The 26681-nt window shown below is 68.3% G+C and carries 21 protein-coding genes and 1 pseudogene; 9 read left to right on the plus strand and 13 right to left on the minus strand.

The window, feature by feature from the left end:
- Position 1: 1 nt before the first annotated feature.
- Positions 2-376: a YXWGXW repeat-containing protein gene (locus tag CFB34_RS13285; RefSeq protein WP_089442093.1), complete on the plus strand. Its 375-nt coding sequence runs from the start codon at positions 2-4 to the stop codon at positions 374-376.
- A 474-nt stretch (positions 377-850) separates the two neighbouring features.
- Here the strand turns inward: CFB34_RS13285 and CFB34_RS13290 are convergent, their stop codons facing one another.
- Complete coding sequence (locus CFB34_RS13290; protein WP_089442092.1) at positions 851-1237, minus strand: helix-turn-helix domain-containing protein; 387 nt, start codon at positions 1235-1237, stop codon at positions 851-853.
- 329 nt (positions 1238-1566) lie between these two features.
- Between CFB34_RS13290 and CFB34_RS13295 the strand changes: the two genes are divergently transcribed.
- From CFB34_RS13295 to CFB34_RS13305, 3 genes are all read left to right on the plus strand, one after another.
- Entirely contained in the window at positions 1567-2043 is a 477-nt protein-coding gene (locus CFB34_RS13295) for a nuclear transport factor 2 family protein (RefSeq protein WP_089442091.1), read from the plus strand.
- A 233-nt stretch (positions 2044-2276) separates the two neighbouring features.
- Entirely contained in the window at positions 2277-3092 is an 816-nt protein-coding gene (locus tag CFB34_RS13300; RefSeq protein ID WP_089442090.1) for a helix-turn-helix transcriptional regulator, read from the plus strand.
- 418 nt (positions 3093-3510) lie between these two features.
- Complete coding sequence (locus CFB34_RS13305) at positions 3511-5136, plus strand: amidohydrolase (protein WP_089442089.1); 1626 nt, start codon at positions 3511-3513, stop codon at positions 5134-5136.
- Positions 5137-5159: 23 nt separating this feature from the next.
- Here the strand turns inward: CFB34_RS13305 and CFB34_RS13310 are convergent, their stop codons facing one another.
- The 5 genes from CFB34_RS13310 to CFB34_RS13330 form a co-directional block, all read right to left on the minus strand.
- Complete coding sequence (locus CFB34_RS13310) at positions 5160-5771, minus strand: cysteine hydrolase family protein (protein WP_089442088.1); 612 nt, start codon at positions 5769-5771, stop codon at positions 5160-5162.
- A 173-nt stretch (positions 5772-5944) separates the two neighbouring features.
- On the minus strand, positions 5945-7195 hold the full coding sequence (locus tag CFB34_RS13315) for an MFS transporter (protein WP_089442087.1): 1251 nt from the start codon (positions 7193-7195) through the stop codon (positions 5945-5947).
- 218 nt (positions 7196-7413) lie between these two features.
- Positions 7414-8238, minus strand: a complete 825-nt coding sequence (locus CFB34_RS13320; RefSeq protein ID WP_218828642.1) for a hypothetical protein — start codon at positions 8236-8238, stop codon at positions 7414-7416.
- A gap of 162 nt (positions 8239-8400) precedes the next feature.
- Positions 8401-9717, minus strand: a complete 1317-nt coding sequence (locus CFB34_RS13325) for an MFS transporter (protein WP_089442086.1) — start codon at positions 9715-9717, stop codon at positions 8401-8403.
- 408 nt (positions 9718-10125) lie between these two features.
- Positions 10126-11178, minus strand: a complete 1053-nt coding sequence (locus tag CFB34_RS13330) for an RNA-guided endonuclease TnpB family protein (RefSeq protein ID WP_089442085.1) — start codon at positions 11176-11178, stop codon at positions 10126-10128.
- Between the two features lie 119 nt (positions 11179-11297).
- Here CFB34_RS13330 and CFB34_RS13335 point away from each other — a divergent pair, with 119 nt between their 5' ends.
- On the plus strand, positions 11298-12053 hold the full coding sequence (locus CFB34_RS13335; protein ID WP_089442084.1) for a glucose 1-dehydrogenase: 756 nt from the start codon (positions 11298-11300) through the stop codon (positions 12051-12053).
- Between the two features lie 177 nt (positions 12054-12230).
- Here the strand turns inward: CFB34_RS13335 and CFB34_RS13340 are convergent, their stop codons facing one another.
- Positions 12231-13748, minus strand: a complete 1518-nt coding sequence (locus tag CFB34_RS13340) for a cytosine permease (protein WP_089442083.1) — start codon at positions 13746-13748, stop codon at positions 12231-12233.
- A 202-nt stretch (positions 13749-13950) separates the two neighbouring features.
- Positions 13951-14598, minus strand: coding sequence for a glutathione S-transferase N-terminal domain-containing protein (locus CFB34_RS13345; protein ID WP_089442082.1), 648 nt, complete (start codon positions 14596-14598; stop codon positions 13951-13953).
- A 105-nt stretch (positions 14599-14703) separates the two neighbouring features.
- Here CFB34_RS13345 and CFB34_RS13350 point away from each other — a divergent pair, with 105 nt between their 5' ends.
- Positions 14704-15822 (plus strand): pyruvate dehydrogenase, encoded by a 1119-nt coding sequence (locus CFB34_RS13350; RefSeq protein WP_089442081.1) that lies wholly within the window; start codon positions 14704-14706, stop codon positions 15820-15822.
- An 18-nt stretch (positions 15823-15840) separates the two neighbouring features.
- On the opposite strand, the gene CFB34_RS13355 is transcribed toward CFB34_RS13350, so the two are convergent.
- On the minus strand, positions 15841-16296 hold the full coding sequence (locus CFB34_RS13355) for a MarR family transcriptional regulator (protein ID WP_089432930.1): 456 nt from the start codon (positions 16294-16296) through the stop codon (positions 15841-15843).
- A 173-nt stretch (positions 16297-16469) separates the two neighbouring features.
- Here CFB34_RS13355 and aceE point away from each other — a divergent pair, with 173 nt between their 5' ends.
- Positions 16470-19154: a pyruvate dehydrogenase (acetyl-transferring), homodimeric type gene (aceE, locus tag CFB34_RS13360; RefSeq protein WP_089442080.1), complete on the plus strand. Its 2685-nt coding sequence runs from the start codon at positions 16470-16472 to the stop codon at positions 19152-19154.
- 59 nt (positions 19155-19213) lie between these two features.
- Here aceE and CFB34_RS13365 read toward each other — a convergent pair whose 3' ends face one another.
- From CFB34_RS13365 to CFB34_RS13375, 3 genes are read right to left on the minus strand one after another with little or no spacing between them, the layout of a single operon-like run.
- Positions 19214-20743: an efflux transporter outer membrane subunit gene (locus CFB34_RS13365; protein WP_089442079.1), complete on the minus strand. Its 1530-nt coding sequence runs from the start codon at positions 20741-20743 to the stop codon at positions 19214-19216.
- The gene (locus CFB34_RS13370; RefSeq protein ID WP_089442078.1) at positions 20740-23913 is read right to left on the minus strand and encodes a multidrug efflux RND transporter permease subunit; all 3174 of its coding nucleotides are present in this window, start codon (positions 23911-23913) and stop codon (positions 20740-20742) included. Before CFB34_RS13370 ends, CFB34_RS13365 begins: the two co-directional genes overlap by 4 nt.
- Before the next feature lie 13 nt (positions 23914-23926).
- Positions 23927-25141 (minus strand): efflux RND transporter periplasmic adaptor subunit, encoded by a 1215-nt coding sequence (locus CFB34_RS13375; protein WP_089442077.1) that lies wholly within the window; start codon positions 25139-25141, stop codon positions 23927-23929.
- Positions 25142-25221: 80 nt separating this feature from the next.
- On the opposite strand from CFB34_RS13375, the gene soxR reads away from it, so the two are divergent.
- The gene (soxR, locus tag CFB34_RS13380; RefSeq protein ID WP_089442076.1) at positions 25222-25701 is read left to right on the plus strand and encodes a redox-sensitive transcriptional activator SoxR; all 480 of its coding nucleotides are present in this window, start codon (positions 25222-25224) and stop codon (positions 25699-25701) included.
- 19 nt (positions 25702-25720) lie between these two features.
- Positions 25721-25909, plus strand: a pseudogene (locus CFB34_RS13385) (LysR family transcriptional regulator); the annotation flags it as partial.
- A 22-nt stretch (positions 25910-25931) separates the two neighbouring features.
- On the opposite strand, the gene CFB34_RS13390 reads toward CFB34_RS13385, so the two are convergent.
- Complete coding sequence (locus tag CFB34_RS13390; protein WP_089442075.1) at positions 25932-26585, minus strand: TetR/AcrR family transcriptional regulator; 654 nt, start codon at positions 26583-26585, stop codon at positions 25932-25934.
- Positions 26586-26681 lie beyond the last annotated feature (96 nt).

Raw genomic sequence — 26681 nt, forward strand, 5'->3', positions numbered from 1 at the left:
CATGAATCGACGCTCGTTGTTACGCGCCATCGGATTGACCGCCGCCTTCGTCGGCACCGGCGGCTGGCTCCGCGCCGCCTCGGCCCAGCCCGCGCCGCCCGTGTACCGGCCGTCCGGCCCGAATCGCGTGCCCGGCGGCCCGCCCTATCCGGACCGCCCGGGCTTCGCACCGCCGGCCGCCCGGCACGACCGCCGTCCGCCGCCGCCACGGCCGCATGGCTATATATGGACCGACGGCTACTGGCGCTGGCAGCGTGGCCGCTATATATGGATGCCGGGGCGCTGGGTCGCACGGCGCCCCGGGCGTCGGTGGGTGCCCGGCTACTGGCGCCGCCAGGGACGGGTATGGATCTACGTCGACGGTACGTGGCGATAGGCAGCCACCGGGCTGCCCGGCCGGTAGCACGCCCGGGGCGGGCAGCGCGAGCGAACCCGTGCCGTTCTGCCGCGACATCATCATCACGATGCCCGGCTGGCGCTCCCACGAATCCTGCCCGCCGCCCCAATGCCGACGGGCAAACCGGGGGATGCTTCCGGTCACGCAACCTCGACCTTCGACGTTACTCGCCGGTCTACCGCACACCATCCCGCCTCTACCGAACCCTGCCACGCCCTTCGCCGCCGTCTCGGTCGCCCCGTACCTGCCCTTGTTGAACGGAGCATCGCCAGCGCATTGCCGCATACGGGACGAATGGAGCGCACCGCAGCATCGGCGCCCTCGCTCAATCCGACGAAATCATTCGGACGACGAAATCATGCAATGGCGATGCACCGGCAACTACGCCACGCCTCGTCGCATCGCACCGAACACAGCACAACGCCCAGCGACAAGGCGGCGCAAGCGCCCCGCTCAGCACCCGCCGCCCTCCATTTCCCGCGCACGGCGTCGCGCGACGCAGATCGCGCGATGATGTTCGTCGGCCCACCGGATCATCGCCTGCATCGGCGTCAGGAACGAACGCCCGAGGTCGGTCAGCGCATATTCGACACGCGGCGGCACTTCGGCGTACAGCGTGCGACTGACGAAGCCGTCCTGCTCGAGCCGCTTGAGCGTGCGCGACAGCATCTGGTTCGACACATCGCCGATCGTACGGCCGAGCTCGTTGAAACGCATCGTCCCGCCGGACAACGTTTCGAGCACGAGCAGGCTCCACTGATCACCGATGCGGTCGAGCACATCGCGAATCGGGCATGGCTGATCGAGTTCGACGGATTCATCGGCGGGCGGGAACGGCATGACTGGATTCTCTTTCAAGGGCAACGCATGGTCAGCGCGGTGTGACCTGTTCACACCGCGCTGACTTCTTGTGACGGGTTCGCGGCAACTGTACCATTCGATCGGCCCGACAGCCGCGCGGATTCGCCAGTTCAACGAAGTATGACGAAGGCGCGCGGCTTCTACCGGCCCGTGTCGTCACGATACGGGCCGGGCGGAAAACCCCTCGCGGCGGCAACGCGCGTGTATCCGCAACCATGCACCGTCGCCCGCCGATCGCCGCGGCAGGCTCGACCCGCCGTCGCGCACCGCGCACCCACCCACGCTTCGTCAGACAAGGAACCCGCTACATGTCATCGCTCCGCTCCCCCGTTCGCGCCGTGGCCGCGCTCGTCCTGCTGGCCGCGTCGACGGCCGCGCTGGCCACTGGCCCGGCCACGCGCGACCTGGCCGCCGAGGAAGCCAACCGCCAGCTCGTGCTGACGTTCTACGACCGCTTCTTCAACAAGCACGAAGCCGTCGAAGCCGCCGCCGTCGTCGCGGACGACTACAAGCAGCACAACCCGCACGTGCCGGACGGCAAGAAGCCGTTCGTGTCGTACTTCGTCGGCGCGTTCCAGAAGAACCCGGCATCGCGCGCGCGCATCGTGCGCAGCGCAACCGACGGCGACCTCGTCTACCTGCACGTGCATGCGACCGAGCGTCCGGGCGACCGCGGCGAAGCGGTCGTCGACATCTTCCGCGTCAAGGACGGCAAGATCGTCGAACACTGGGACGTGATCCAGCCGGTGCCGGAACAGTCCGCGAACGCGAACACGATGTTCTGACGCGCAGGCCGACACGTGGTGCGCCACGATGCGCACCACCCGTCGACGGACGATCGGGCGCCCGCCGCGCAAGCGCGCATGCCTCGCGGCGGCGAACTCCCCTACAATCGAGCTTCGCCGCCGCGCCGGCCTCCGTCCCGCATGACCGCACCGCCAGCCGCCGCGCCGCCGGCGCGTCGTCATCCGCGAAGCACGGCCGGCACGGGCGGCCGTTCGCGCAGACGGTGTCAACGATGAGCCCCGCCCATATTTCCCTCAGCAATGCCGGCGACCTGATCGCCAGCCTCGGCAGTCCGCAGTTTCCCGCCCGGCTCTGGGCATGGCTGCGCGAAACCGTCGATCCGCAGTCCCATTACAGCGTCGCGACGCGCTACCGCCGCGATGCGCCGTCGCAGTCGGTCGACAGTGTCGACGTGCTGTTCTTCGCGGGCGGCGACGATCCCGACGGCACGCGCCACGCGCTCGATCTCTATACCCAGGGCGACTGGCGCACCGACACACTGCTCCCGCATATCGAGCGCGCCACCGATTCGCAGCTCGTGTTCTCGTGCAACGAGGACATCGATACGGCAACCGAATACGGCCGCCATTTCGCGCTCGGCGATCTCGGCGAAGACTGCACGCTGCTCGGCAGCGAGCGCGACTATGTCTATGCGTTCTCGTTGTTCCGCCGGCGCGGCCAGCCGTCCTATACGCTGGCCGAGCTGGCGCTGCTGCGGCAGCTCGGCGATTTCGTGCTGCCGCTCCTGATTCAGCATGCACGGCTCGCCCGCCTGACGCCGCGTTCGGACGACGGCGCGTTGCTGCAGCGGTTCGAACAGCGCCTGTCGGCCAGCGGCGCGGTGCTGTCGCAGCGCGAACGGCTCGTGTGCCGCGCGGTACTGCAAGGCCAGCCTGTCCCGCAGATCGCCGATACCCTCGCACTCAAGCCCAGCAGCGTGCGCACCTATCTCGGGCGCGCGCTCGCGAAGCTCGGCGTGGCGAACCGGGCCGGACTGTTCGCGTGGTGCGTGACCGAAGAGGAACCGCCGGGGGACCGCGGTCAATAGATGACACCTCCGCATCGCTGCACGCCTACTCACCGCCGCGTTCTTTGTCGCGTCTTGTCCTCAAAACGATGACAGACAGCCGCCCGCCCCGCTCCTAGTATCTGACTCACCCGACGACCGGAACGCGTCGGATATCACGGAGACACGGCATGCCGAATACCGGATGGACGCCGGCCCGCACGGCCGCGCGCGCGTCGCCCATCGATTCGCCGATTCAGACCTGGCGGCGCGATCGGCATGACGCTCCGGCGACAGCCGGCCTTCACCACGACGCATCGCCGCGCCCGCCGCGCAACACCGGCACCTAGCCGACCCGCATCTCATTCCAACCCGACCGGGTTCACGCGACCGGACGAGCCAGACGGCCCGCCCGCCGGACACGTGCGCCCGTCGAACCTTCCCCATCCGGAGGAGACACATGCAACACGCCGATACCGTCTATCTGAACGGCCTGCTTTACACGGGCGATGCGCAACGCCGCTTCGCTCGGGCGCTCGCCGCCAAAGACGGCAAGATCGTCGCCGTCGGCCGCGACGACGACATCCGCCCGCTGGCCGGCCCCGCGACGCGCATCGTCGACCTGGCCGGCAGGCTGATGCTGCCGGGCCTCATCGACGGCCACGTGCACCCGCTCGAAGGCCACCAGATCCTCGGTGACTTCGACCTGTCCGGCATCAACGATCCCGACACGATCCTGCAGCGCATTCGCGCATGCGCCGATGCGACGCCGAACGAACCGTGGGTCTATCTCGGCGGCGCCAACCTGGCCGCATTCGGCGCGTATCCGACCCGCGAGCTGCTCGACCGGATCGTGCCCGACCGGCCGCTGCTCGTGGTCGGCTTCGACGTGCACAGCGGCTGCCTCAACACGAAAGGGCTCGAAGCGGCCGGCATTTACGCCGATACGCCGGACCCGGCCGGCGGCGTGTACGAGCGCGACGCGTCCGGCGCGCCGAATGGCGTCGTGCACGAAGCGGCGTTCTACCGCGTGTGCCCGATCATTCCGCAACTGAGCCCGGCCGGCTACCCGAAGTCGCTTGCGAAAGCGCACGCGATGGCGCACGGTTACGGCATCACCGGCTGGTTCGACGCGCGCGTCGAGGAGGCTGAACTCAAGGCGTATGCCGACGCGCAACGCGCGGGCACGCTGAAGGTGTACATGAGCGCGGGCCTCTATGCGAACCCGCGCCGCGATCCGCGCGAGCAGATCGAGCGCTTCGCCAGATGGCGTCGCGAATACGAATGCGACAACCTGCGCCTGCATACGGTGAAGATCTTCGTCGACGGCGTGCCCGAATCGAAGACGGCCGCGCTGCTCGAGCCGTACGCCGGCACCGACGATTGCGGCCTCGCGCTGTGGAGCCAGGATGCGCTGAACGAGATCTGCATGCTCGCCGATACGGCCGGCTTCGACCTGCACTTCCACACGCTCGCCGATCGCGCGGTGCGCATGACGCTCGACGCGCTCGAATACGTCCAGATCCGCAACGGCATGCGCGACCGGCGCGCGCAGCTCGCGCACCTGCAGCTCGTCGATCCGGCCGACATGAGCCGCTTCAACCGGCTCGGCGCGATCGCCAGCGTCCAGACGCTGTGGACGGCCGCCCGCGAGGAGCAGCAGCAGCTCTATCGCGACCTGCTCGGCGCCGAGCGCACCGCCCGCAACTATCCGTTCCGCAGCCTGCGCAACGCGGGCGCGATGCTCGCGGCCGGCTCCGACTGGTCAGTCAGCACGATGGACCCGATGCAGATCATCCAGACCGGCGTCACGCACTTGCTGATCGACCAGCCCGACAGCCCGCCGTGGAATCCGCACGAACGCCTCGACCTGCTCACGATGCTCGAGGCCTATACGGTGAACACCGCGTATGCGCTGCGCTTCGACGACTGCACGGGTTCGCTCGAAGCGGGCAAGGACGCGAGCTTCGCGATCCTCGACCGCAATCCGTTCGCGCACCCGGTCGAGACGTTCGCGCAAACCCACGTGATCGAGACGTGCTTCCGCGGCGAAGTCGTATACGCCGCGCCAGGCTGGGCGGACTGAAGCACGCATCCGGCGGCGTGCCGTCAGGCGACGGCCAGCGCCAGCACCTGCTCGGTCGTCAGCACGTCGCCGAACGTGTCCGACAGCGCGGCCAGCGTCGCGCGATGGAGGTCGCGGTGCGATACCGTGCCGCCATTCGCGAGGTCGAGGTCGCGCGTCGCGCATGCGTCGTCGACGACGATCACCGCGTAGCCGAGCGGCACCGCATCGCGTGCCGCGCCGGCGACGCATGCATGCGTCATCAGCCCCGTGACGATCAGCGTGTCGACACCGGCCGCCTTCAGGCGCGCGTCGATGTCCGTCGTCGGGAACACGCTCACCGACGTCTTCTTCACGACCGTGTGATGCGCCGCCGGCTGCAGGTCCGCGTGAAAGCGGAAGCCGTCGCTGCCGTCGGCGAAGATCGGGCCGTCGGCCACATCGACGTGCTGCACGTGAAACACCGGCATGCCCGCGCGGTCGGCGAACGCGATCACGCGCTGCGCGTTGCCCAGCGCGCGCGGCCCGTCCGGAATCGGCAGGCGGCCGCTGAAATATTCATTCTGGAAATCGATCACCAGCAGCGCGGTGCGGGCGGCGGCGATCGATGTCGGCGCGCTCGCGCCCGCCAGGGTACGGATGGTCGGATGTTGCATGGGTAGCTCTCTCGGTTGGCATGTCGAAGGAACGGCGCGCCGGGCCAGCCGGCGCCGCCGGACGCGGCCCGGATGCTCCCGGGACGCGAGGCGCCAGTGTCGGGCCGCGCGGCCTGGCGCGACAGCGGTGCGCGGGACAACGTCCGACAGGATCGGGCCAACGTGCAAACCGCCTACGACAGCGCGGCTGTTCGCGCGCCCGGCTGCGTGCGGCCATACGCGACCATCATCGCGAAGCTGAGCAGGAAGCCCGCACCACCGATCAGTAGCAGGCCGATCTCGCCGAACACCGGCAGCAGGTTCGTGAGCGCGCCCGTCACGACCCACGCGACGGCCATCACCGAGCCCGCGACGCCGAGCGCCCAGCCTTGACGGCCCTCGCTGACCGCGTCGGAGAACGCCGTATACATCGTCGTGTACGCAACCATGTCGAAGCAGCCGACAACCATCGCGAGCGACCACAGCACCGGCTCGTGCGGGAACAGCGCGGACAGGACCTGGCCGACGCCCGCGACAAGCAGGCCCGTCTTCGCGATATCGACCACGCGCCACACGCGCAGCATTCGCCGCACGACGAACAGCAGCCCGAACACGAAGCAAAGGCCGATCACGCCGCTGAACAGCCCGAGCCGCGCGCTCGTGTAGCCGAATCTCGCCTGCAGCAGCAGCATGATGGTCTGCAGGTAGAGCCCGTAGCCGACCTGCATCAGGAAGAACACCACCGACAGGAACGCGACGTTGCGCTGGCGCACGGCCTCCCCGATGATCCGCAGCGGCAGCAGCGGATCGATGCGCGTGTCGCCGCGCGGTGCGGCCGAATCGCGGTACGACGCCCAGGTCCAGCACGCGCAGGCCAGCGACAGCGCGGCGACCAGCACGAACGGCGTGCCGTAGTCGAACAGCGGCGAAATCGTGCGATCGGACGTCACGCCGCCGAGCACGGGGCCGACGATCACGCCCGCGCTGAACGCGAGCGACATGACGCTCATGTTGTGCGCCTTGTTCTCCGGCGTGCTCAGGTCGGTGATCGCCGCCTGCGCGATGCCCTGGCAGCCCGCCATCAGCCCGGTGAGCCCGCGGCCCGTCAGCAGCAGCGCGACGCTCGCATGCCAGGCACCGGCCGCCATCATCGCGTAGCCGGCCGCGAGGCCGAGCACACACAGCAGCAGGATCCTGCGGCGGCCGTAGCGATCGGACAGGTCGCCCATCAGCGACGAGCCGAAGAACATGCACAACGGGTAGATCCCGTAGCCGAGACCGAGGTAGAAATTGCGCGCATGCGCGCCGGCGTCGGCCGGCAGGATGCCCGCGTGCGGATCGCTGAAGATCGCGGACATCATCGGATAGACGAGCCCGAAGCCCATCGCGTCGATCGCGATGGCGAGCAGGCAGGGGCCGAGCAGCGTGTAGTCGAGCCGGGACATGGCGACCTTCCGGACAGAGTGGATGATCGCCCAAGCGTAACGATGGGGCGGCGGCCGCGGTAGGCCGCTGCCCGCGATGCTAAGCATCGGCTCGCCCGATACCCGAACCGACGCGGCAACCGATCGATCGCGTCGACGCCCGGCTCCGGGCGCCCGGGGCCGGGCCGATCAGCCCCGCAGGGCGGCCTCGGAACCTGCCCGGAGACCCGCGTCGTCCTTCACGTCGACAGCCGGACGATCCCGTACGGATTGAACTTGAAGTCATCCTCGTCGTGAGCTCCGTCGTCGACCAGCCACGCATCGCGCGCGTGCAACGTCGCATCGATCCCCTCTTGCACCATTTCGTCGGCCACGGCATCCATGACGGCCACGGAGTCGCGATCGGTTCCGCGCGAGCGCGGCACCTGCACGTCCGGCAGCCCGACCAGATGAAAGCCCACGCTGTCGAAGTAACCGTCCGATCCCAGCGGGCGCCGCGCGAACGCCAGCCGGCATACCCGGTTCTGCGCAAGCGTGTCGTCGCGATCAGTCGCGACCGCGGCCATCCGGATCAGCTCCCGCCAGCGGTGCAGCCCGTGCGCCACGCCCGCGCTCTCGCCCTTGACCGCCACGGCACCGGCATCGATCAGCCGATCGACCAGGAACAGCGCACCGATCGACGCACGCACGGCGTTGTCCCGCGTCATGCGCGGGCCGAGCATATACAGCACCGACTGATGCGCGCCGACGGCTTCGGCGTCCGCCCGCGTCCATGCATCCGGTTCGACGCGGTCGCGGCAGATATCGAACGAAGGGCCCATCCGCTCGTCCGGCGCGGCGGCGGAATACGCGTCGTCGACGCCGAACCCCGTCGCGAATTCGGCAATTGCCGCGTGCGTCGCGTCGCGCAGGCGCTGCAGTTCGCGTTCCGCGCCGAGAAAGCACAGCACGTGCCGCGGCTGCACCGGCGATTCGCCCGACCAGGCGGCCCGCCGGTCCGTTTGCGGCACGGCGGCCTCTCGCGCCGCCCCGCCGCCGAGCCGTTTCTTCAACCTTGAAAACATCCGCCATCTCCCATGCCGACCTTGCGTGCCGCCATGATAGCGACCTGCGAAGTCACGGGAGCGACGGCGTCGACGCGTTCGACCACGGCATCCGTATCGGGCGGTGCCTGCCTGCGTGCCGGAATCGAACGGCAGCCGCCCGCGGGACAGCCGCATCCGCCGCTACTTGGCGCTCAACGGCTCGCCCCGAAACTGCCGGCGCGCGAGCACGCACGGCGCGCCGTCGTGCATGAACACGCTCGCGAGCAGCCCGATCGACGCCGCGAACAACACGTACCATGCGGGCGCGACGGGCGACCCGCTCGCGTGCGTCAGCCACGTGACGATGAACGGCGCGAAGCCGCCGAACACCATCACCGCGACGTTGTACGCGAGTGCGATGCCCGTGGAGCGCGAACGCGTCGCGAACTGCTCGGCGAGCGTGGTCGGCGCGGGCCCGTAGCAGATGCCGATGATCGTGCAGATCACGAGCTGCATCACGAGCAGTCGCCCGATGCCCGGCGCGGCAGCCAGCCACGTGAACAGCGGATACGTGACCGTCAGCAGCGCCAGCGAACCGGCGATCAGCACGGGACGCCGGCCGATGCGGTCGGACACGAGCGCCGCGAACGGAATCGTCACCGTCAGCAGCGCAACCGCCGCCATCTGCACCTTGAAGACCTGGTCGAGCGGCAGTCCGAAGGTCTTGTGCACGAACGTCGGCATGTTGACGAGCATCACGTAGAACACGGCCGTGCCGGTGATCGTCTGCCCCATCGACACCAGCACGCCGCGCAGGTTGTCACGCAGCACGCCCGACACGCTCGCCGGCGGCTCGATGGTCGACTTGCTCGCGGCAACGAACGCCTCGGTCTCCTCCATGTGCCGGCGGATCCACAGGCCGACCGGCCCGATCAGCAGCCCGAGCGCGAACGGCACGCGCCAGCCCCAGCTATGCAGCGCGGCGTCCGACAGCGACTGCGTGGCCCACGCGCCCATCGCGGCACCCGAGAACACCGCGAGACACTGGCCGATCAGTTGCCACGATCCGTACAGCCCGCGCCGGTTCTCCGGCGCGCTTTCCACGAGGAAAGCGGTCGCGCTCGCGTATTCGCCGCCCGTCGCGAAGCCCTGCAGCAACCGCGCGACGACGATCAGGATCGGTGCTGCCGGACCGATCACGGCGTACGACGGCGCGAACGTAATCAGCGCGATCGACAGCGTCATCAGGAAGATGATGAGCTGCATCGCGGCCTTGCGGCCCTTGCGGTCCGCATACAGCCCGAGCAGGATGCCGCCCACCGGGCGCATGAAGAAGCCGACGCCGAAGGTCGCGAGCGACATCAGCAGCGACGCGTACTGGCTCTCGGCGGGAAAGAACAGCCGCGCGATGATGCCGGAGAAGAAACCGTAAACGATGAAGTCGTACCACTCGAGGGTGTTGCCGACGACAGCGGCAACCACCTGCCGATGCCGCGAGTTCCGACGTGAGTCGCGCATGCTTGTCTCTCCTGCAGTCTCATGGCGCCGCGCCGCATGTGTGCCGTGTTGCTTGGCACGCATGGGCGAACCGGGTGTTCGTATCGCCGGCCGGCAAGGCGCGGGCACGGACCCGCACCATCGGAACCTCGCGGCCTGCCCGTACGGCCGGCGTGAAACGATCATAGGGACGCCGAAAACCCGCATCAATTAACGCCCGCGGCGGATGATTAGCCGGAGATTAAATGTTGCCGCGCCGGGGGCCACCACGCGGAAACCCCGGAAATCCGCGCATTGTTGCAGCCCCTGTTCTGCGGCAGAATCGTCGGCCGCCCTTCCCCTCGCCCGGACCATGCGCAACCGCATCAACGAAGAGATCACGTTCCGCAAGCTCGAGGTGCTGCTCGCCTTCTTGACGTCCTCCTCCGCCTAAAGGCGGAGGATTCCCACACCTGGCGATGCACGTCCGCATCGGAGAATGTTCAACGCAGCGTTGGTATCTCGATTATGCTCGGCACCACAGTCACTGCAGGTCCACTCTCTTATTCTCAGTCCCGCGATACCTTTCGGCCGCGTCGTGCTGTCTTTCGATCCGCACGCCGAACAGGACTGGGTCGAACCGCTTTCGTCGACTTCCTCGAACGTGACTCCGTGCGCGATCGCTTTGTAGCGGAGCCTGTTTCGGAAGGACGACCAGGATGCGTCGTAGACGCTCTTCGCCATCCTGGTTCTGGCGAGTTTGGCGGCCGGTACGTTGCCGACCGCGATGTAGTCAAAGCGTCGCACCAAATCGAGCGCGAGCTTGTGCTGGAAATCCGCACGGGCATTCGCCACCTTGGCGTGCAGCTTCGCGATATGTCGCTTGTGCTTTCGCGCCCGTTGCGCTTTCGCCAGCTTTTCCGCCGCGCGTCGGCCGAACCGATCGTTAGGCAGCTTCTCGCCCGTCGAAAGTGTGGCGAAGTCTTTCAGGCCGAGATCGATGCCCACACCGGAACGGACCGGGCGAGCCTGAACATCCAGCATCTCGATCACGATGTTCAGAAACCAGTTGCCGCGCGCATCCTGCGCAAAGTTGGTCCCGTCCTTGATCTTGCCTTCGGGAAGCGGTCGGCTGTTAAACACGCGAACCGTGTTGCCGGCGAAACGAAACGCGTCGCCCTCGCGCTTCAGGTCACGCCCCTTCAGCGGCACCCAGCCCAGCGATTTCCTGCCGCGATAGCGCAGGTAGGGCCGACGGTGCTGACTACGCGACTTCGCATATTGCTCGCACGTCGCGTTGATCGTGCCGGAGTGAATACCGAGTGCCTTGCTGCTGCCGGTCGTCAGCACGTTCAGGTCGAATCCTGTAGGCCACTTCTTGCCCCACTTGAGCGCGTGCTTCTGCGTGTCGTTGCAGAAGTTCCAGACGTAGTTCACCTCGCGGCTCTGCTTGTTAAGCAGTCCGTTGAGCGACTTCACGCGGTAGCGGTAGACAAGGATCATGCCGGTGATCCTAACCGGTGGAAGAAGCTGTCTGTCAACAGCATTCCTTTCGTTCCCGCCATCCGCCCCGAAGGAAGTCCCCTTGGGGGAAATGGCGGGGTTTCTCGGCGCAAATTCTGATGAAACGACTCGAAGGCAAGGTGGCGCTGATCACGGGCGGTGCCCGCGGCCAGGGCGAAGCGGAAGCGCGCAGGTTCGTCGCCGAAGGCGCGCGCGTAGTGATCGCCGACGTGCTGGACGAAGCCGGCCAGCGCGTCGCCGCCGAACTCGGCGACGCCGCACGTTTCCAGCATCTCGACGTGACCCGCGAAGCCGACTGGCAGGCTGCCGTCGATGCGACGCTCGCGCAGTTCGGCCGCCTCGACATCCTCGTGAACAACGCGGCGATCCTGAAGCTCGTGCCGATCGAAGCGTGCTCGCTCGACGACTATCGCAAGGTGATCGACGTGAACCAGGTCGGCTGCTGGCTCGGCATGAAGTCGGCGCTGGGCGCGCTGAAGGCGGCGGGTGGCGGCTCGATCGTCAATGTATCGTCGACGGCCGGGATGGAAGGCGTCGCGGGCGGCAGCGCGTACGTATCGAGCAAGTTCGCGGTGCGTGGGATGACGAAGGCCGCCGCGCTCGAATTCGGCCGCTACGGCATTCGCGTGAACTCGGTGCATCCCGGTGGCATCGATACGGTGATGGCGCGCCCGCCCGAGTTCGCGGACTTCGATCCGTCGTCGATCTACAGTGGCCTGCCGATCGCGCGCATCGGCAAGCCCGAAGAGGTGGCCAATCTCGTGCTTTTCCTCGCGTCCGACGAATCCGCGTATTGCACCGGGTCGGAATTCATCGTCGACGGCGGGATGCTCGCCGGCAGTTCGTTCCACTGAACCGCATTCAGGTCGACGCGCGCCCGCCAATCCGGCGGGCGTTTTCGTTTTTACGGCGCTGCGTGGAGCGTACAGCCGCTCCCTCTGGCAACCACACGCCCGAAAACGACAATGCCGCCGGCGGCTGTCCCGCGCGGCGGCATCGTCATGGGCGGCGCTACGCACCACGCGCCGCGCTTACCCCCTCGACTGGATCGCCGGCGCGCCATTGCCGCGCGCCGCCTGCCTGCCGCCGCCACGCACGAAGCGTCGCCCGTGCGGACCGTACACGCCATCCGGCTCCGGATACAACATCAGCAGCACGAAATACAGTACGCCGCCCACCACCAGCGACACCGGCACGCTCAGATCGAGCCCGCCCGCGAGGTTGCCGAGCGGCCCGACGAACTGCCCCGGCAGGTTCACGAACGACAACCCGACGAACGCGGCCGGCAGCCACGCGCCCATCGCGCGCACGTTCCAGCCGTGCGTGAACCAGTAGTGGCCGCCGCGCAGCCCGCGGTTGAACACCTGCAGGTCGTCCGCGAGATAGTAGCCGCGCCGCGTCACGTAGCCGATCACCATGATCGCCATCCATGGGCAGCTGAACGTATCGATCAGCGTCGAGAACGTCGCGACGCTTTCGACGAGGTTGAACCAGAAGCGCCCGACGAAGATGAACGCGATCGCGATCGTGCCGATCAGCAGCGTCGCACGCACGCGGTTCAGCAGGCGCGGGAACATGCTCGACACGTCGAGGCCGGTGCCGTACAGCGCGGTCGTGCCGGTCGACATCCCGCCGATGATCGCGATCAGGCACATCGGCAGCAGGAACCAGCGCGGCGAGATCGCGAGCAGCCCGCCGACGTAGTCGTTCGACGCGATGAACGCGGGCGCCTTCGTCGCGATGATCGTCGCGGTCGCGAGGCCGAAGAAGAACGGTACGAAGGTCGCGATCTGCGCGGCGAACACGGCGCCCATCACGCGATGCTTCGGTGTGCGCTGCGGGATGTAACGCGCCCAGTCGCCGAGCGTCGACGCGAACGACACCGGGTTGCTGAGCGCCACCAGCACCGCGCCGACGAACGCGGCCCAGAAGCCCGCGCTGCCCTGCTGCACCGTGCCGGCATAGCTCACGTCGAACAGGCCGGCGAACGCGAACAGGCCCGCGACGAACAGCACGCTCGCGGCCCACACGGCGATCTTGTTGACCCACAGCATGAAGCGGAAGCCGTAGATACAGACGATCAGCACGAGCACCGCGAACACCATGTACGCCGCGCCGAGCGTGAAGCCGTTGACCGGCACGCCGACCATGTCGTGCGCGCCGCCGACGAGCGCGTCGCCCGAGCTCCACACCGCGAGCGAGAAGAACGCGATCGACGTGAGCAGCGCGAGGAACGAGCCGACGATCCGGCCGTGGATGCCGAAATGCGCACCGGACGACACCGGGTCGCTCGTCCCGTTGCGCGGGCCGAACAGGCTCATCGGCGCGAGGATGCAGGTGCCGGCGAGCACGCCGAGCACGATCGCGCAGACCCCCGCCTTGAACGATAGCCCGACCAGCACGGGAAAACTGCCGAGCACCGACGTGGAAAAGGTATTGCAGCCGCCGAACAGCAACCTGAACAGATCGATCGGCCGCGCGTAGCGCGATGCATCGGGAATGCGCTCGAAACCGAACGACTCGACCTGCGTAATCCTGCCTTCACTCATTTGTCTCCTACTCCTCTGGTGCGTCTGTACCGCCCGGGACTGCGGCGATACGACACATCGTCATCGATTCGCGGCCACTCTAAACCGTATCGCGCGGCGCAAATATCACGCATTCGAGACGTTTACGACGAAGGAGAACAATGTTTCCCGGCAGGCCGGCGGGCGGCGCCCGAGCCATCCGTCCGGCGCGGGCAATGCGAGGTCAGTGCGCGCCCTCCTCCGCCGGCGCGCGGCAGGCGATCAGGCCCCGCTGAACGGCTTGCCGCGCCTCGATGCCGGCGAGCCAGCGCTCGACGTGCGGGTAGTCGGCCAGATCGAGATCGAGTTCGGGCGCCGCGCGCAGCCACGGAAACGCGGCGATGTCGGCGATCGAGTAGCGCGGCGACGCGAGATACGCCGATTCCGCCAAACGGACGTTCACGACCCCATAGAGACGCCGCGCCTCGTTCCGGTAGCGCTCGAGCGCTTGCGCATTGACCGTCTTCGATGCATGCAGGAACCACCAGAGCTGGCCGAGCATCGGCCCGATTCCGCCGATCTGGAAGTGCAGCCATTGCTGGACGGCCGTGCGCTCGGCCAGCGTGTCGGGATGCAGAACGCCCGTTTTCGCGGCGAGATAGCTGAGGATCGCGCCGGATTCGAACACGGTCAGCCCGGCGTCGTGGTCGACGATGGCCGGGATCTTGCCATTCGGGTTGATCGCGAGGAACGCCGGGCTGCGCTGCTCGCCGGCGGAAAGATTCACGTGCACGCAGTCGTAGGCGAGCCCGGCCTCTTCCAGGTAAATGGCGACCTTGTGCCCGTTCGGCGTGTTGGCCGTATAAAACGTGAGGGGATGCGTCGAGATCATGGTGGTCCTTGTCTTCGGGTTATTGTTGCAACTACAATCGTTGCAATTGCAATCCTATGCCGGAACCGATAGACCCGGCGACATGCCAGTACTCGAAGGAGGGACATGCAGACTGCGCGATCCGGTCCGCCCGTGCGGACACCCGACACCCGCCGCGCCGCGGCGGCCTGCCTCGACAGGCTGATCACGCAGCGGCTCGCGCCGCGTGGCCGAGCGGTGTCGCCGCTCGCCGCGATGCGCGCGGCCGCCGATTGCCTCGAACGCGATGCGGCGACCGCGGAACGTGTCTGGATCGTGCGAGCCGATGCGCGGGAGCCGTCCGCGGACGTGGGGGCACATCGCCGCATCAGCGCGTGGCCGCTACGGTTTCTCGATGCGCGCAAGCGGTTCGAGAAGCCGCTGCTGTACCTGCTGCATGCGCGCGCGACCGACCGGTTGCGGCTGGCGTCGATCGAAACCATCGATCGCGGGATCTTCGTCAACGATGCCGAAACGGTCGCATCGTGCTGGCCGAAAGGCGTGACGCCCGACGTCCCGCACTGGCTCGCCGCGAACGCCGCGTGCACGCCGTACGATCCGGCGTCGGGCCATGAGGCGATCGCGATCCTGCGCCACGCGCTGCGCACGCTCTATGTCGCCGGCCAGCCGGGATTCTGCTACCTCGCGAGCCACGACGACCTCGTAGCCGATGCGAAACCGCTGTCGGCCACCGCGGCCCGCGATGCGTTCAGCGGCATGGTGCGGGCCGGCCGGCGCACGGCGGCCGGCGCGGCTGCACAGATCCGGCTGTGCGGCGCGGGCAGCACGCTCGCGCAAGTGCTGGAGGCGGCCGACCTGCTGCGCGACGAATGGCGCATCGATGCGACGATCTGGAGCTGCCCGAGCTACACGCAGCTCGCCCGCGACGGTCATGCAGCCGACCGGTGGAACCTGCTGCATCCGCACGACGAACCGCAGATCGCGCATGTGCGCCGATGCCTCGGCGACAGCCGCACGCCGGTGCTCGCGGTGACAGGCTATGCGCGGCACGTCGCCGCGCAGATCGGCGCGTTCGTCCCGGCCCGCTTCGCGGCGCTCGGCGCGGACCTGGCCGGCCCGGGCCCCGGCACACGCGCGCCGAATGCCCGCTGGATCGTCGCGGTCGCGCTCCGGCTGCTGGCCGACGACGGCCGCGTGCCGGCCGACTGGGCCGCGCAGGCGATGCGCCGCTGTGCGAGCGGCTGACGTGCGGGCCGGCCGCCGCTACTTCGCGTCGGCGCCCGCGTCGCGCGCCGCGGCGGTCGCACGGTCGAGCGCGGCGGCCATCGCCGCCTGCTCCTTGCCGCCGAACTGGTCGAGGAAGAGCTCCGACACCGTCGACTGGTACACCTTCCACATCTTCTTGCGCAGCGTCCGCCCCTTGTCGGTGATGCTCGCATAGGCGGCGCGGCCGTCGTCCGCCGAACGGGCCCGCGTGACGAGCCCCTCCTGTTCGAGCCGGTCGACGAGCCGCGTGAGGTTGTAGCGTTCGATCGCGAGCACGTCGGCCAGCTCGTGCATGCGGCGCGTGCCGTCGGGCCCGCTTTCGAGCCCCCACAGCGCGTCGTACCACGCATAGGCCGGCAGGCCGGCCGCCGCGAGGCGGCGCTCGATCTCGCGAATCATCGTCCGGTGCGCGCGGACGAACGAGAACCACAGATCGGGTTCGGGTGCGCTCATGTCAGGTCGTTCCTCTCGTTGAATTGCAGTTGCAATTAAATTCTACCTCGATAACAATTGCCCTCATACGATTGCAATTGCAACCATCTGCCTGCCGATCGGCGGGCGTTCCATCGCGCGTCGCGGCGCCACGACCGTCGCCCCGCGCAGCCTTATGCTTCTGGAGACATTGCATGACCGCACCGCTCGCGCTACCCGACATCGACCCGCAGGAAACCCGCGAATGGCTCGATGCGCTCGAATCCGTGATCGCGCTCGAAGGCCGCCCACGCGCGCACTACCTGCTCGACCAGCTTTCCGATCTCGACGCGGCACGCCACGGCGACCTGCACGGCCGCGTGACGACCGCGTACGTGAACACGGTGCCGCGTGAACGGCAGCCGCCCTACCCGGGCGATCTTGCGCTCGAACGGCGCCTGAGCGCGATGATCCGCTGGAACGCGATGGTGATGGTGTTGCGCGCCGGACGGCACTCGAACGTCGGCGGGCATATCGCGACCTACCAGTCGGCCGCGGTGCTGTACGACGTCGGCTTCGATCACTTCTTCCGCGGCCGCACCGACACGTTCGACGGCGACATGGTCTACATCCAGGGCCATTCGGCGCCGGGCATCTATGGGCGTGCGTACCTGGAAGGCCGCATCACGGACGCACAACTCGACAACTTCCGCCGCGAGACCGGCCGGGAAGCGGGACGCGACGGGCTGTCGTCGTATCCGCATCCGCGGCTGATGCCGGATTTCTGGCAATTCCCCACCGTGTCGATGGGCCTCGGGCCGCTCACGGCCGCGTATCAGGCGCGCTTCACGCGCTACCTCGAATATCGCGGGCTGAAAGCGCATCAGGGCCGCAAGGTCTGGGCGTTCCTCGGCGACGGCGAAATGGATCAACCGGAATCGCTCGCCGCGATCTCGCTCGCCGGGCGCGAACGGCTCGACAACCTGATCTTCGTCGTCAACTGCAACCTGCAGCGCCTCGACGGCCCCGTGCGCGGCAACGGCAAGGTCATCCAGGAACTCGAAGGCACGTTCCGCGCCGCGGGCTGGAACGTCATCAAGGTGATCTGGGGCGCCGGCTGGGATCGCCTGCTCGAACGCGACACGACGGGCCTGCTGCGCCAGCGCATGATGGAATGCGTGGACGGCGACTATCAGACCTTCAAGTCGCAGAGCGGCGCGTACGTGCGCGAGCATTTCTTCGGCAAGTATCCCGAGTTGCTCGACCTCGTCGCGGACCTGTCCGACGACGACATCTGGAAACTGGCACGCGGCGGCCACGATCCGGAAAAGGTGCATGCGGCCTATGCGCAGGCGATGCGCGCGGACGGACGGCCGACCGTCGTGCTCGCGAAGACGGTCAAGGGCTTCGGGATGGGCGAAGCCGGCGAAGGCCAGAACGTGAACCACCAGTTGAAGAAGATGAGCGCGGATGCGGTACGCGCGTTTCGCGACCGCTTCGCGCTGCCGGTCAGCGATGCGCAGCTCGACGAACTGCCCTACCTGAAGCCGGAGCCGGGCAGCGCCGAGGCACGCTACTTCGCCGAACGCCGTGCCGCCCTCGGCGGCCACGTGCCGGCCCGCTTCAGCACCGTGGCGCCGCTGCCGGTACCGCCGCTCGCCGCGTTCGACGGTCAGCTCAAGGACAGCGGCGAGCGCGGGCTGTCGACGACGATGGCATTCGTGCGCATCCTCGGCACGCTGCTGAAGGATCCGGCACTCGGCAAGCTCGTCGTGCCGATCGTGCCGGACGAATCGCGCACGTTCGGGATGGAGGGCCTGTTCCGCCAGATCGGCATCCACTCGCATCTCGGCCAGCTCTATACGCCGCAGGACGCCGGCCAGCTCAGCTACTACAAGGAAGCGAAGGACGGGCAGATCCTGCAGGAAGGCATCAACGAATCGGGCGCGATCGCGTCGTGGATCGCGGCCGGCACTGCATACAGCAACCACGGCCTGCCGACGATCCCGTTCTACATCTTCTATTCGATGTTCGGGCTGCAACGCGTCGGCGATCTCGCGTGGGCGGCCGGCGACGCGCGTACGCGCGGCTTCCTGCTCGGCGCGACGTCGGGCCGCACGACGCTGATGGGCGAAGGGTTGCAGCACGACGACGGGCACAGCCACGTGTTGTCGTCGGTGATTCCGAACTGCGTGTCGTATGACCCGACCTATGCGTACGAACTCGCGGTAATCGTGCGCGACGGGCTGCGGCGGATGTTCGCGGAACAGGAGGATGTCTACTACTACATCACGCTGCTCAACGAGAACTACCCGCATCCGGCGCTGCCGGACGGCGCGGAGGCTGGCATTCTCAAGGGGCTTTACCTGCTGCGCGAAGGTACGTCACACACGGCCGATGCGCCGCATCTGCAGTTGATGGGCAGCGGTGCGATCCTGCGCGAAGTGATCGCCGCGAGCGACCTGCTCGCGCAGGACTTCGGCGTATCGAGCGACGTGTGGAGCGCGACGAGCCTGAACGAGTTGCGCCGCGACGGGCTTGCCGCGGAACGCTGGAACCTGCTGCATCCCGAGCAGGCGCCGCGCGTGCCGTACGTGCAGCAATGTCTCGACGGCCGCACGGGGCCGGTGGTGGTCGCGACCGACTACATGAAGATCGTCGGCGACCAGATCCGCGGGTTCGTCGACGGCCGGCGCTTCGTGTCGCTCGGAACCGACGGTTTCGGCCGCTCGGATACGCGCGACGCGCTGCGCACGTTCTTCGAGGTCGATCGGCACTTCATCGTGATCGCGGCGCTGAAGGCGCTCGCCGACGACGGCGCGATTCCGCGTGCACGCGTCGGCGAAGCCATCCGGCGCTACGGCATCGACATCGACAAGGTCGATCCGGCCAGCGTGTAATCAAGCGGCGTGCGGCAGGCGGGATTGCTCCGGCCTGCCGCGCCGCCGCCCCGTCCGCGCTACTGCGCCGGCTGCCCCGCCTGCGCGAGCGGGCCTTGCTGCGGGCCCTGCCCCGTTCCCGACGGCCAGCCGCCCGCCAGCGCCTTGTACAACGCCACCGTCGACGCCGCGCTGCGCATCTGCCCGTCGGCCGCCGCATCCTGCGCCTGCAGCAGCGTGCGTTGCGCGTCGAGCACTTCGTAATAGTCGATCGCACCCGCCGAAAACCGCGCCTGCGCCAGTTGCGCGGCACGCGCGCTGTCGGTCGCGGCCTGCACCAGATGGCCCGTCTCGTCACGCGTGCGGGCGGCGCGCAGCAGCGCGTTCTCCGTTTCCTCCAGCGCCCCGAGCACGGTCTGCCGGTACTGCGCGAGCTGGCCGGCCGCTTCCGCATCGCTCGCGGCGATCCGCGCCCGCACGCGGCCGACGTCGAGGAACGACCAGTCGATGCCGAGCGCGATCAGGTTCGTGTCGCTGCCCGCGCGGAAGAACCCGTAGCTGCTCGTCGCACTGCCGAGCAGCCCCGACAGCGTGAAACGCGGAAACAGGTCGGCCGTCGCGACGCCCACGCGTGCGGTCGCCGCGTGCAGCCGCGCTTCGGCCGCCGCGACGTCGGGCCGCCGCCGCAGCAGGTCGCCCGGCGTGCCGGGATCGATGTCGGCGGCCAGCGCCGGCAGCGGCACCGGCGTGCCCGCCGACGCGGCGACCTTCGGGAGATCGAAGCGGCCGATCAGCGCGTCCGGCGTCTGCCCGGTCAGCACCGCGAGCCGGTGCTCGTCGACGCCGATCGCCGCTTCGTACACGGCGATCCGCGACGTCGTCGATTCGTACTGCGCGCGCGCCCGCGCGGCATCGAGTTCGGAGCCTCTCCCCGCGCCGACACGCGCATTGATCAGCGCGAGCGTCTGCTTCTGGTTGTCGGCGTTCTCGCGCGCGATCCGCAGCCGCTCCTGCGAGCCGCGCAGATCGACGTACGTGCTCGCCACTTCGCCGGCGATCGCGACGCGCACCGCGCGCACGTCCGCCGCGCTGGCGGCCGTTTCCGCACGCTGCGACTCGATCGAACGACGCACGCGGCCGAACAGGTCGAGCTCCCACGCGGCATTGATCCCGACGCTGGACGTCGGCGTATCGCGCTGGCTGCGCGGCGCGCCGAACGCCTGGTCCTTGCTCATCAGCCGATGGCCGATCTGCCCGCTCGCGGTGATCGTCGGGTAGCGATCGAACGTCGCCTGCGACAGCAGCGCATTCGATGCGTCGTAGCGCGACACGGCGACCTGCAGATCCTGGTTCGCCGCGAGCGCCGTGTCGATCAGCTGCGTCAGCACCGGATCGCCGAAGCCCCGCCAGAACGCGGCATCGGCATCGGCCGACGCGTCGGGCGGCATATCCGGCGTCTCCGGCGTCGTACCAGCCGACTCCGCCGGATGCGCATCGCGCGCGAACCGCGCGGCCGTGGCCGTGTCGGGCCGCTTGAAATCAGGGCCGACCGCGCACGCGGCGAGCGCCACCGACATCGCGAGCGCGGAAAGACGGAAAGCGGCGCTCATCGGTTTTCTCCTTCGAGGGTGCCGTGGTGTTCGCTCCACACGGCCGGCGTGCCGCCCGCGAGCTTGCGGATCGCCACATAGAACACGGGCGTCAGGAACAGCCCGAACAGCGTGACGCCCAGCATCCCCGCGAACACGGTGATGCCGGTGGCCGCCCGCACTTCGCTGCCCGCGCCGCCGCCGATCAGCAGCGGCACCGAGCCCGCGATGAACGCGACCGACGTCATCACGATCGGGCGCAGCCGCAGCTTGCACGCTTCGAGCGCGGCGTCGATCACGCCCTTGCCCTGGATTTCGAGCTCGCGCGCGAACTCGACGATCAGGATCGCGTTCTTGCACGCCAGCCCCATCAGCACGACGAGACCGACCTGCACGAACACGTTGTTGTCGCCGCCCGACAGCCACACGCCGAACAGCGCGGCGCAGATGCACACGGGCACGATCAGGATCACCGCAAGCGGCAGCGTCCAGCTCTCGTACAGCGACGCGAGCACCAGGAACACGAGCATCACCGCGAGCGGGAACACGACGATCGCCGCGTTACTCTGCGTGACCTGCTGGTAGCTGAGATCGGTCCATTCGAGCGTGATGCCCGGCGGCAGCACGTCCTTCGCGATCTGCTGCAGCTTCTCGATCGCCTGCGACGACGACATCACCTTCGGATCGGCATCGCCGATCAGGTTCGCGGCCGGATAGCCGTTGTAGCGCACCACCGGGTCGGGCCCGTACGCCGGCGCCACCGTCACCATCGAGCCGATCGGCACCATCTCGCCCTTCGCGTTGCGCGTGCGCAGGTTCGCGATGTCGGCGGCCGTCTGCCGGTGGCCGGCATCGGCCTGCGCCATCACGCGGTACACGCGGCCGAACAGGTTGAAGTCGTTCACGTACATCGAGCCGAGATAGACCTGCAACGTGCTGAACAGGTCGGTCAGCGCGACGCCCTGCGCCTTCGCCTTCAACCGGTCGACCTTCACCTCGAGCTGCGGGATGTTCGCCTGGTACGAGCTGACCGGGTAGCTCATCCCCGGCGTCTTCGCGACCGCGCCCTGGAACGCGGTGAGCGCATTCTGCAAGGCGCCGTAGCCGAGGCCGCCGCGATCCTCCAGATACAGCGAATAGCCCGAGCCATTGCCGAGGCCCTGGATCGGCGGCGGCATCAGCGCATAGGTGATGCCGCCGCCGATGGCCGAGAAGCGCGCGTTCAGGTCCGCGTTGATCTGCGCGGCGCTGCGGTGGCGCTGGTCGAACGGCTTCAGGATCACGTACGAGTTCGTGATGTTCGGCGTGTTCACACCCTGCAGCGCGTTCAGCCCCGCAAACGCCGGCACCATCTCGACACCCTCGGTGCCGAGCGCGATTTTCGTCATCTGCTCGGTCACCTCGCTGGTGCGCGCGAGCGACGCGCCTTCCGGCAGCTTCGCCCCCGCGAACAGGTACAGCTTGTCCTGCACGGGGATGAAGCCGCCCGGCACCGCGTTGAGCAGCAGCGCGGTGGCCGCGAGCAGCGCCGCATAGACCGCGAACACCACGCCGCGCCGCTTCAGCGTGCGGCCGACGAAGCCGTGATAGCGATCGGAACTGCGGTCGAAGAAGCGGTTGAACGGATGGAACAGCCAGCCGAACGCGCGATCGAGCCCGCGCGTGAGCGCATCCTTCGGCGCATCGTGCGGACGCAGCAGCTTCGCGGCGAGCGCGGGCGACAGCGTCAGCGAGTTGATCGCGGAGATCACCGTCGAGATCGCGATCGTCACCGCGAACTGCCGGTAGAACTGGCCCGTGACGCCGGACATGAACGCCATCGGCACGAACACCGCGCACAGCACGAGCGCGATCGCGACGATCGGCCCCGACACCTCGCGCATCGCCTGGTGCGCGGCGTCGCGCGGGCTCAGGCCCTGCGCGATGTTGCGCTCGACGTTCTCGACGACCACGATCGCATCGTCGACGACGATCCCGATCGCGAGCACGAGCCCGAATAGCGTCAGCGTGTTGATCGAATAGCCGAGCAGATAGAGCCACGCGAACGTGCCGACCACCGACACGGGCACCGCGACGAGCGGGATGATCGACGCGCGCCACGTCTGCAGGAACAGGATCACCACGAGCACGACCAGCACGACGGCCTCGATCAGCGTGTGCTGCACCGCGCGGATCGATTCGCGCACGAACACCGTCGGATCCCACACGGGCCGGTACGCGACGCCGGGCGGGAAGCGCTTCGACAGTTCGTCGAACTTCGCATACACGGCCTTCGCGACCTCGAGCGCGTTCGCGCCCGGCGACAGGAAGATGCCGACCACCGCCGATGGCTTGTCGTTGAAATACGAGCGCAGCGTGTAGTCGCCCGCGCCGAGCTCGATGCGCGCGACGTCGGACAGCTTCACCACCTGCCCGTCGTCGCCGGTGCGCAGCACGATGTCGCCGAACTCCTGCACCGTGCGCAGCCGGCCGCGCACGTTGATCGACAGCAGGAAGTCGTTCTTCTTCGGCGACGGCTCCGCGCCGAGCTGCCCGGCCGACACCTGCACGTTCTGCTCGCGCACGGCGGCGATCACGTCGCTCGCGGTCAGCCCGCGCGACGCGAGCCGGTTCGGGTCGAGCCAGAGCCGCATCGCGTAGTCGCCGGCCCCATACACGCCGACGTCGCCGATCCCGGTGAGCCGCGACAGCTCGTCCTTCACGTGCAGCGTCAGGTAGTTGCGCAGGTACAGCGAATCGCGGCTGTTGTCCGGCGAATAGAGGCTCACGTACATCAGCGGCGTGGGCGACTGCTTCTGCGTGGTCACGCCGTACTGGCGCACCTCGTCGGGCAGGCGCGACAGCGCCTGGCTCACGCGGTTCTGCACGCGCACGGCGGCCGTGTCGGGATCGACGCCCTGCAGGAACGTGACGACCACCTGCAGGCTGCCGTCGGAACCGGCGACCGACTTCATGTACATGATGCCTTCGACGCCGTTGATCGCCTCCTCCAGCGGTTCGGCGACCGATTCGGCGATTTCCTTCGGGTTCGCGCCCGGATACGTCGCTCGCACGACGACGCTCGGCGGCACGACTTCCGGGTATTCGCCGGCGGGCAGCATCGGGATCGAGATCAGGCCGATCGCGAAGATGACGATCGACAGCACGACCGCGAAGATCGGCCGGTCGATGAAGAATCGGGAGAAATCCATTGGCTGTCTCCCGTCACTGCGCGGCCGGCGCGCCGGCATCGGCGACGGCCTGCGTGCCGTTGCCCGCGCCATTGCCGGCACCGGCGTCGGCGCGTGCGGGCAGCGTCTTCGGCTTCACCTGCGCGCCCGGATAGTAGATCCGCTGCATGCCGTCGACGACCACGCGGTCGCCCGCCTGGATCCCCTTCTCGATGATCCGCTCGCCCTCGACCCCGCGGCCGATCGTCACGTCGCGGCGCAGCGCCTTGTCGCCGGGCCCGATCACGTACACGTACTTGCGGTCCTGGTCGGTGAGCACGGCCTTGTCGTCGACGAGCAGCGCATCCTGGTCGCGGCCGCTGACGAGCTGCACGCGCGCATACAGGCCCGGCGTAAACGTATGGTCCGCATTCGGCAGCCGCACGCGCGCGCGGATCGTGCCGGTTTGCGGATCGAGCCGGTTGTCGAGGAAATCGACGGTGCCCGCATGCGGGAAGCCCGTCTCGTTCGCGAGGCCCACGCGCACCGGATCGGCACCGATCGCGCGATGTTTCGGATCGGCGCGCCGCGCGTTGTAGCGCAGGTAGCTCTGTTCGTCGCAATCGAAATACACGTAGACGGGGTTCTGCGACACGACGGTCGTCAGCAGCGTGTCGTCCGCGCGCGCCAGGTTGCCGACGGTGGCGACCGCGCGGCCGACGCGGCCCGCGATCGGCGCGCGCACTTCGGTGAAGCCGAGATTGAGCTTCGCATCGGCGACGGCCGCGTCGGCCGCCTGCAGGTCCGCACGCGCCTGCTCGGCGGTGGCGCGCGCGTTGTCGAGTTCTTCCTGCGACGTCGCATGCGCATCGATCAGCGTCTGCACGCGCTTGAGCTGCACGTTCGCGAGGCTCGCGGCCGCACGCGCCCGCTGCAGCTGCGCATTGGCGCGATCGAGCGCGATCCGGTACGGGCGCGGGTCGATCTCGAACAGCAGCGCGCCCTGCGCGACCAGGTCGCCCTCCTTGTAGGCGACGCGCTGCAGGTAGCCGCTCACGCGCGGCCGCAGTTCGACCGCGTCGACCGCTTCGACGCGTCCGTTGAATTCGTCCGCGAGGCGGATCGTGCGGGGCGCGATGGTGGCGACGCCGACTTCGGGAAGGGATTGAGCCGACGATGCGCCTTTGCCGTCGTGACAGCCCGACAACGCCAGCAGCAGTGCGCAGGCCGCGCCCAAAGGCGACGTCCTGCGTAGGGAAAAGGAGAGCATGATGCCTCGCGACGGGTTAAACTGCCGCGTAGCATAAAAGTTGAAGTTAACTTCAAGTCAAGCTTTCCCGGAGGGGCGACATGGGTATCCAGGAAACACCGCAATGGCCGCTGATGTCGATCCGCGAAGTGGCCGCGCGCAGCGGCGTGCCGGCATCGACACTGCGGTTCTACGAGACGCGCGGGCTCATCAAGTCGCACCGCAATGGCTCGAGCCATCGCCACTACTCGCGCGCGGTGCTGCGGCTGATCGCGTTCATCGTGTTCGCGCAGAAGATCGGCTATTCGCTCGACGAGATCGCCGAGCAACTCGTCAGCCTCCCCGAGGACACCGCGCCGAGCAACAAGGACTGGCAGCGGCTGTCGCGCGGCTGGAAGCAGCGCGTCGCGAGCCGGATCGAGGAGTTGCAGCGCCTGTACATCAACCTCGACGAATGCATCGGCTGCGGCTGCCTGTCGCTGAAGCGTTGCAAGCTGACGAACCCGGAGGACCGCGCGGGCCGCAACGGGCCCGGCGCGCGCCGCTGGCTCGGCGACAAGCCGCCCGTGGATATCGAATGACCGGCGGGCCGGACGGGGCGCGCTGATGCCACGCCTGTTCGTGCCGATGCAGCCGCAAGGCATTACGTTCCGCGAACTGAAGGATGCAGGCAGCCCGCTCGCGTACGAGCTGGCGATCGCGTACCGGACGCCCTCGCCACTCGTCGATGCGTTGCGCGAGACCGCGCGAAGCGCGGTGCGCGAACTGGGGCTGGCGCTGGCGACGTGACCGCGCGCGTCACGCGCGGCGCTCAGCCGCCGACGACGTTGAACGCAATGTCCACCACGGCCTGCCGGAACGCGTCCTGCCGCGTGGGCAGCGACGTGTACTCCAGCATCATGTGACTGTATGACACAGTGGTGCCGATCGCGCTCGCGATCATGAAGAACAGCACCGTCGGCTCGACCGGGCGAATCACGCCGGCCTCAACCGCCTCCGACAGCAGCGGGAACATCACGTCGTAATACGGGCGCACGAGCCGCTCCTGCAACCGGTCGAGCCGCCCGCCCTCCTCGGTCGCCGCCGTCGAGAAAAACATGCCCAGGTCAGGCTCGTCGAACTCGTGCTCGACGCACAGCTCGATCGCGCGCCGCACACGCTCGCGATGTGGCAGCGACGACGTGCGCAGCGCGCGCATTGCGTCGAACATCGGCTCGGCCAGCTCGGCGATCTGCTCGACGACCGCCAGCCACAACGTTTCCTTCGTCCCGAAATGGTGCGCGATCAGCGCCGCGTCGACGCCCAGCTCGCGCGCGACTTCGCGCACGCTCGTGGCGTCGTAGCCGCGCTTCGCGAACGTGCGGCGCGCGGCCCGCAATATCACGTCCGGCCCCACGGACGCCCCGGCCAGCGGCCGCCCTCGCATACGCCGCTTGGCCGGCGCGCGCTCAGTGACTTCAGCCACGTCTTCCTGCTCTCCTTGAATGACTCGAATACCCCTGTTCCGGCCCCGCTCGAGCGACGCCGAACACCGGGTGACCTGCCCCGCTCCGTTGACACG

Origin of the sequence: Burkholderia sp. HI4860 (assembly GCF_002223045.2) — a bacterium.
GTDB lineage: Bacteria > Pseudomonadota > Gammaproteobacteria > Burkholderiales > Burkholderiaceae > Burkholderia.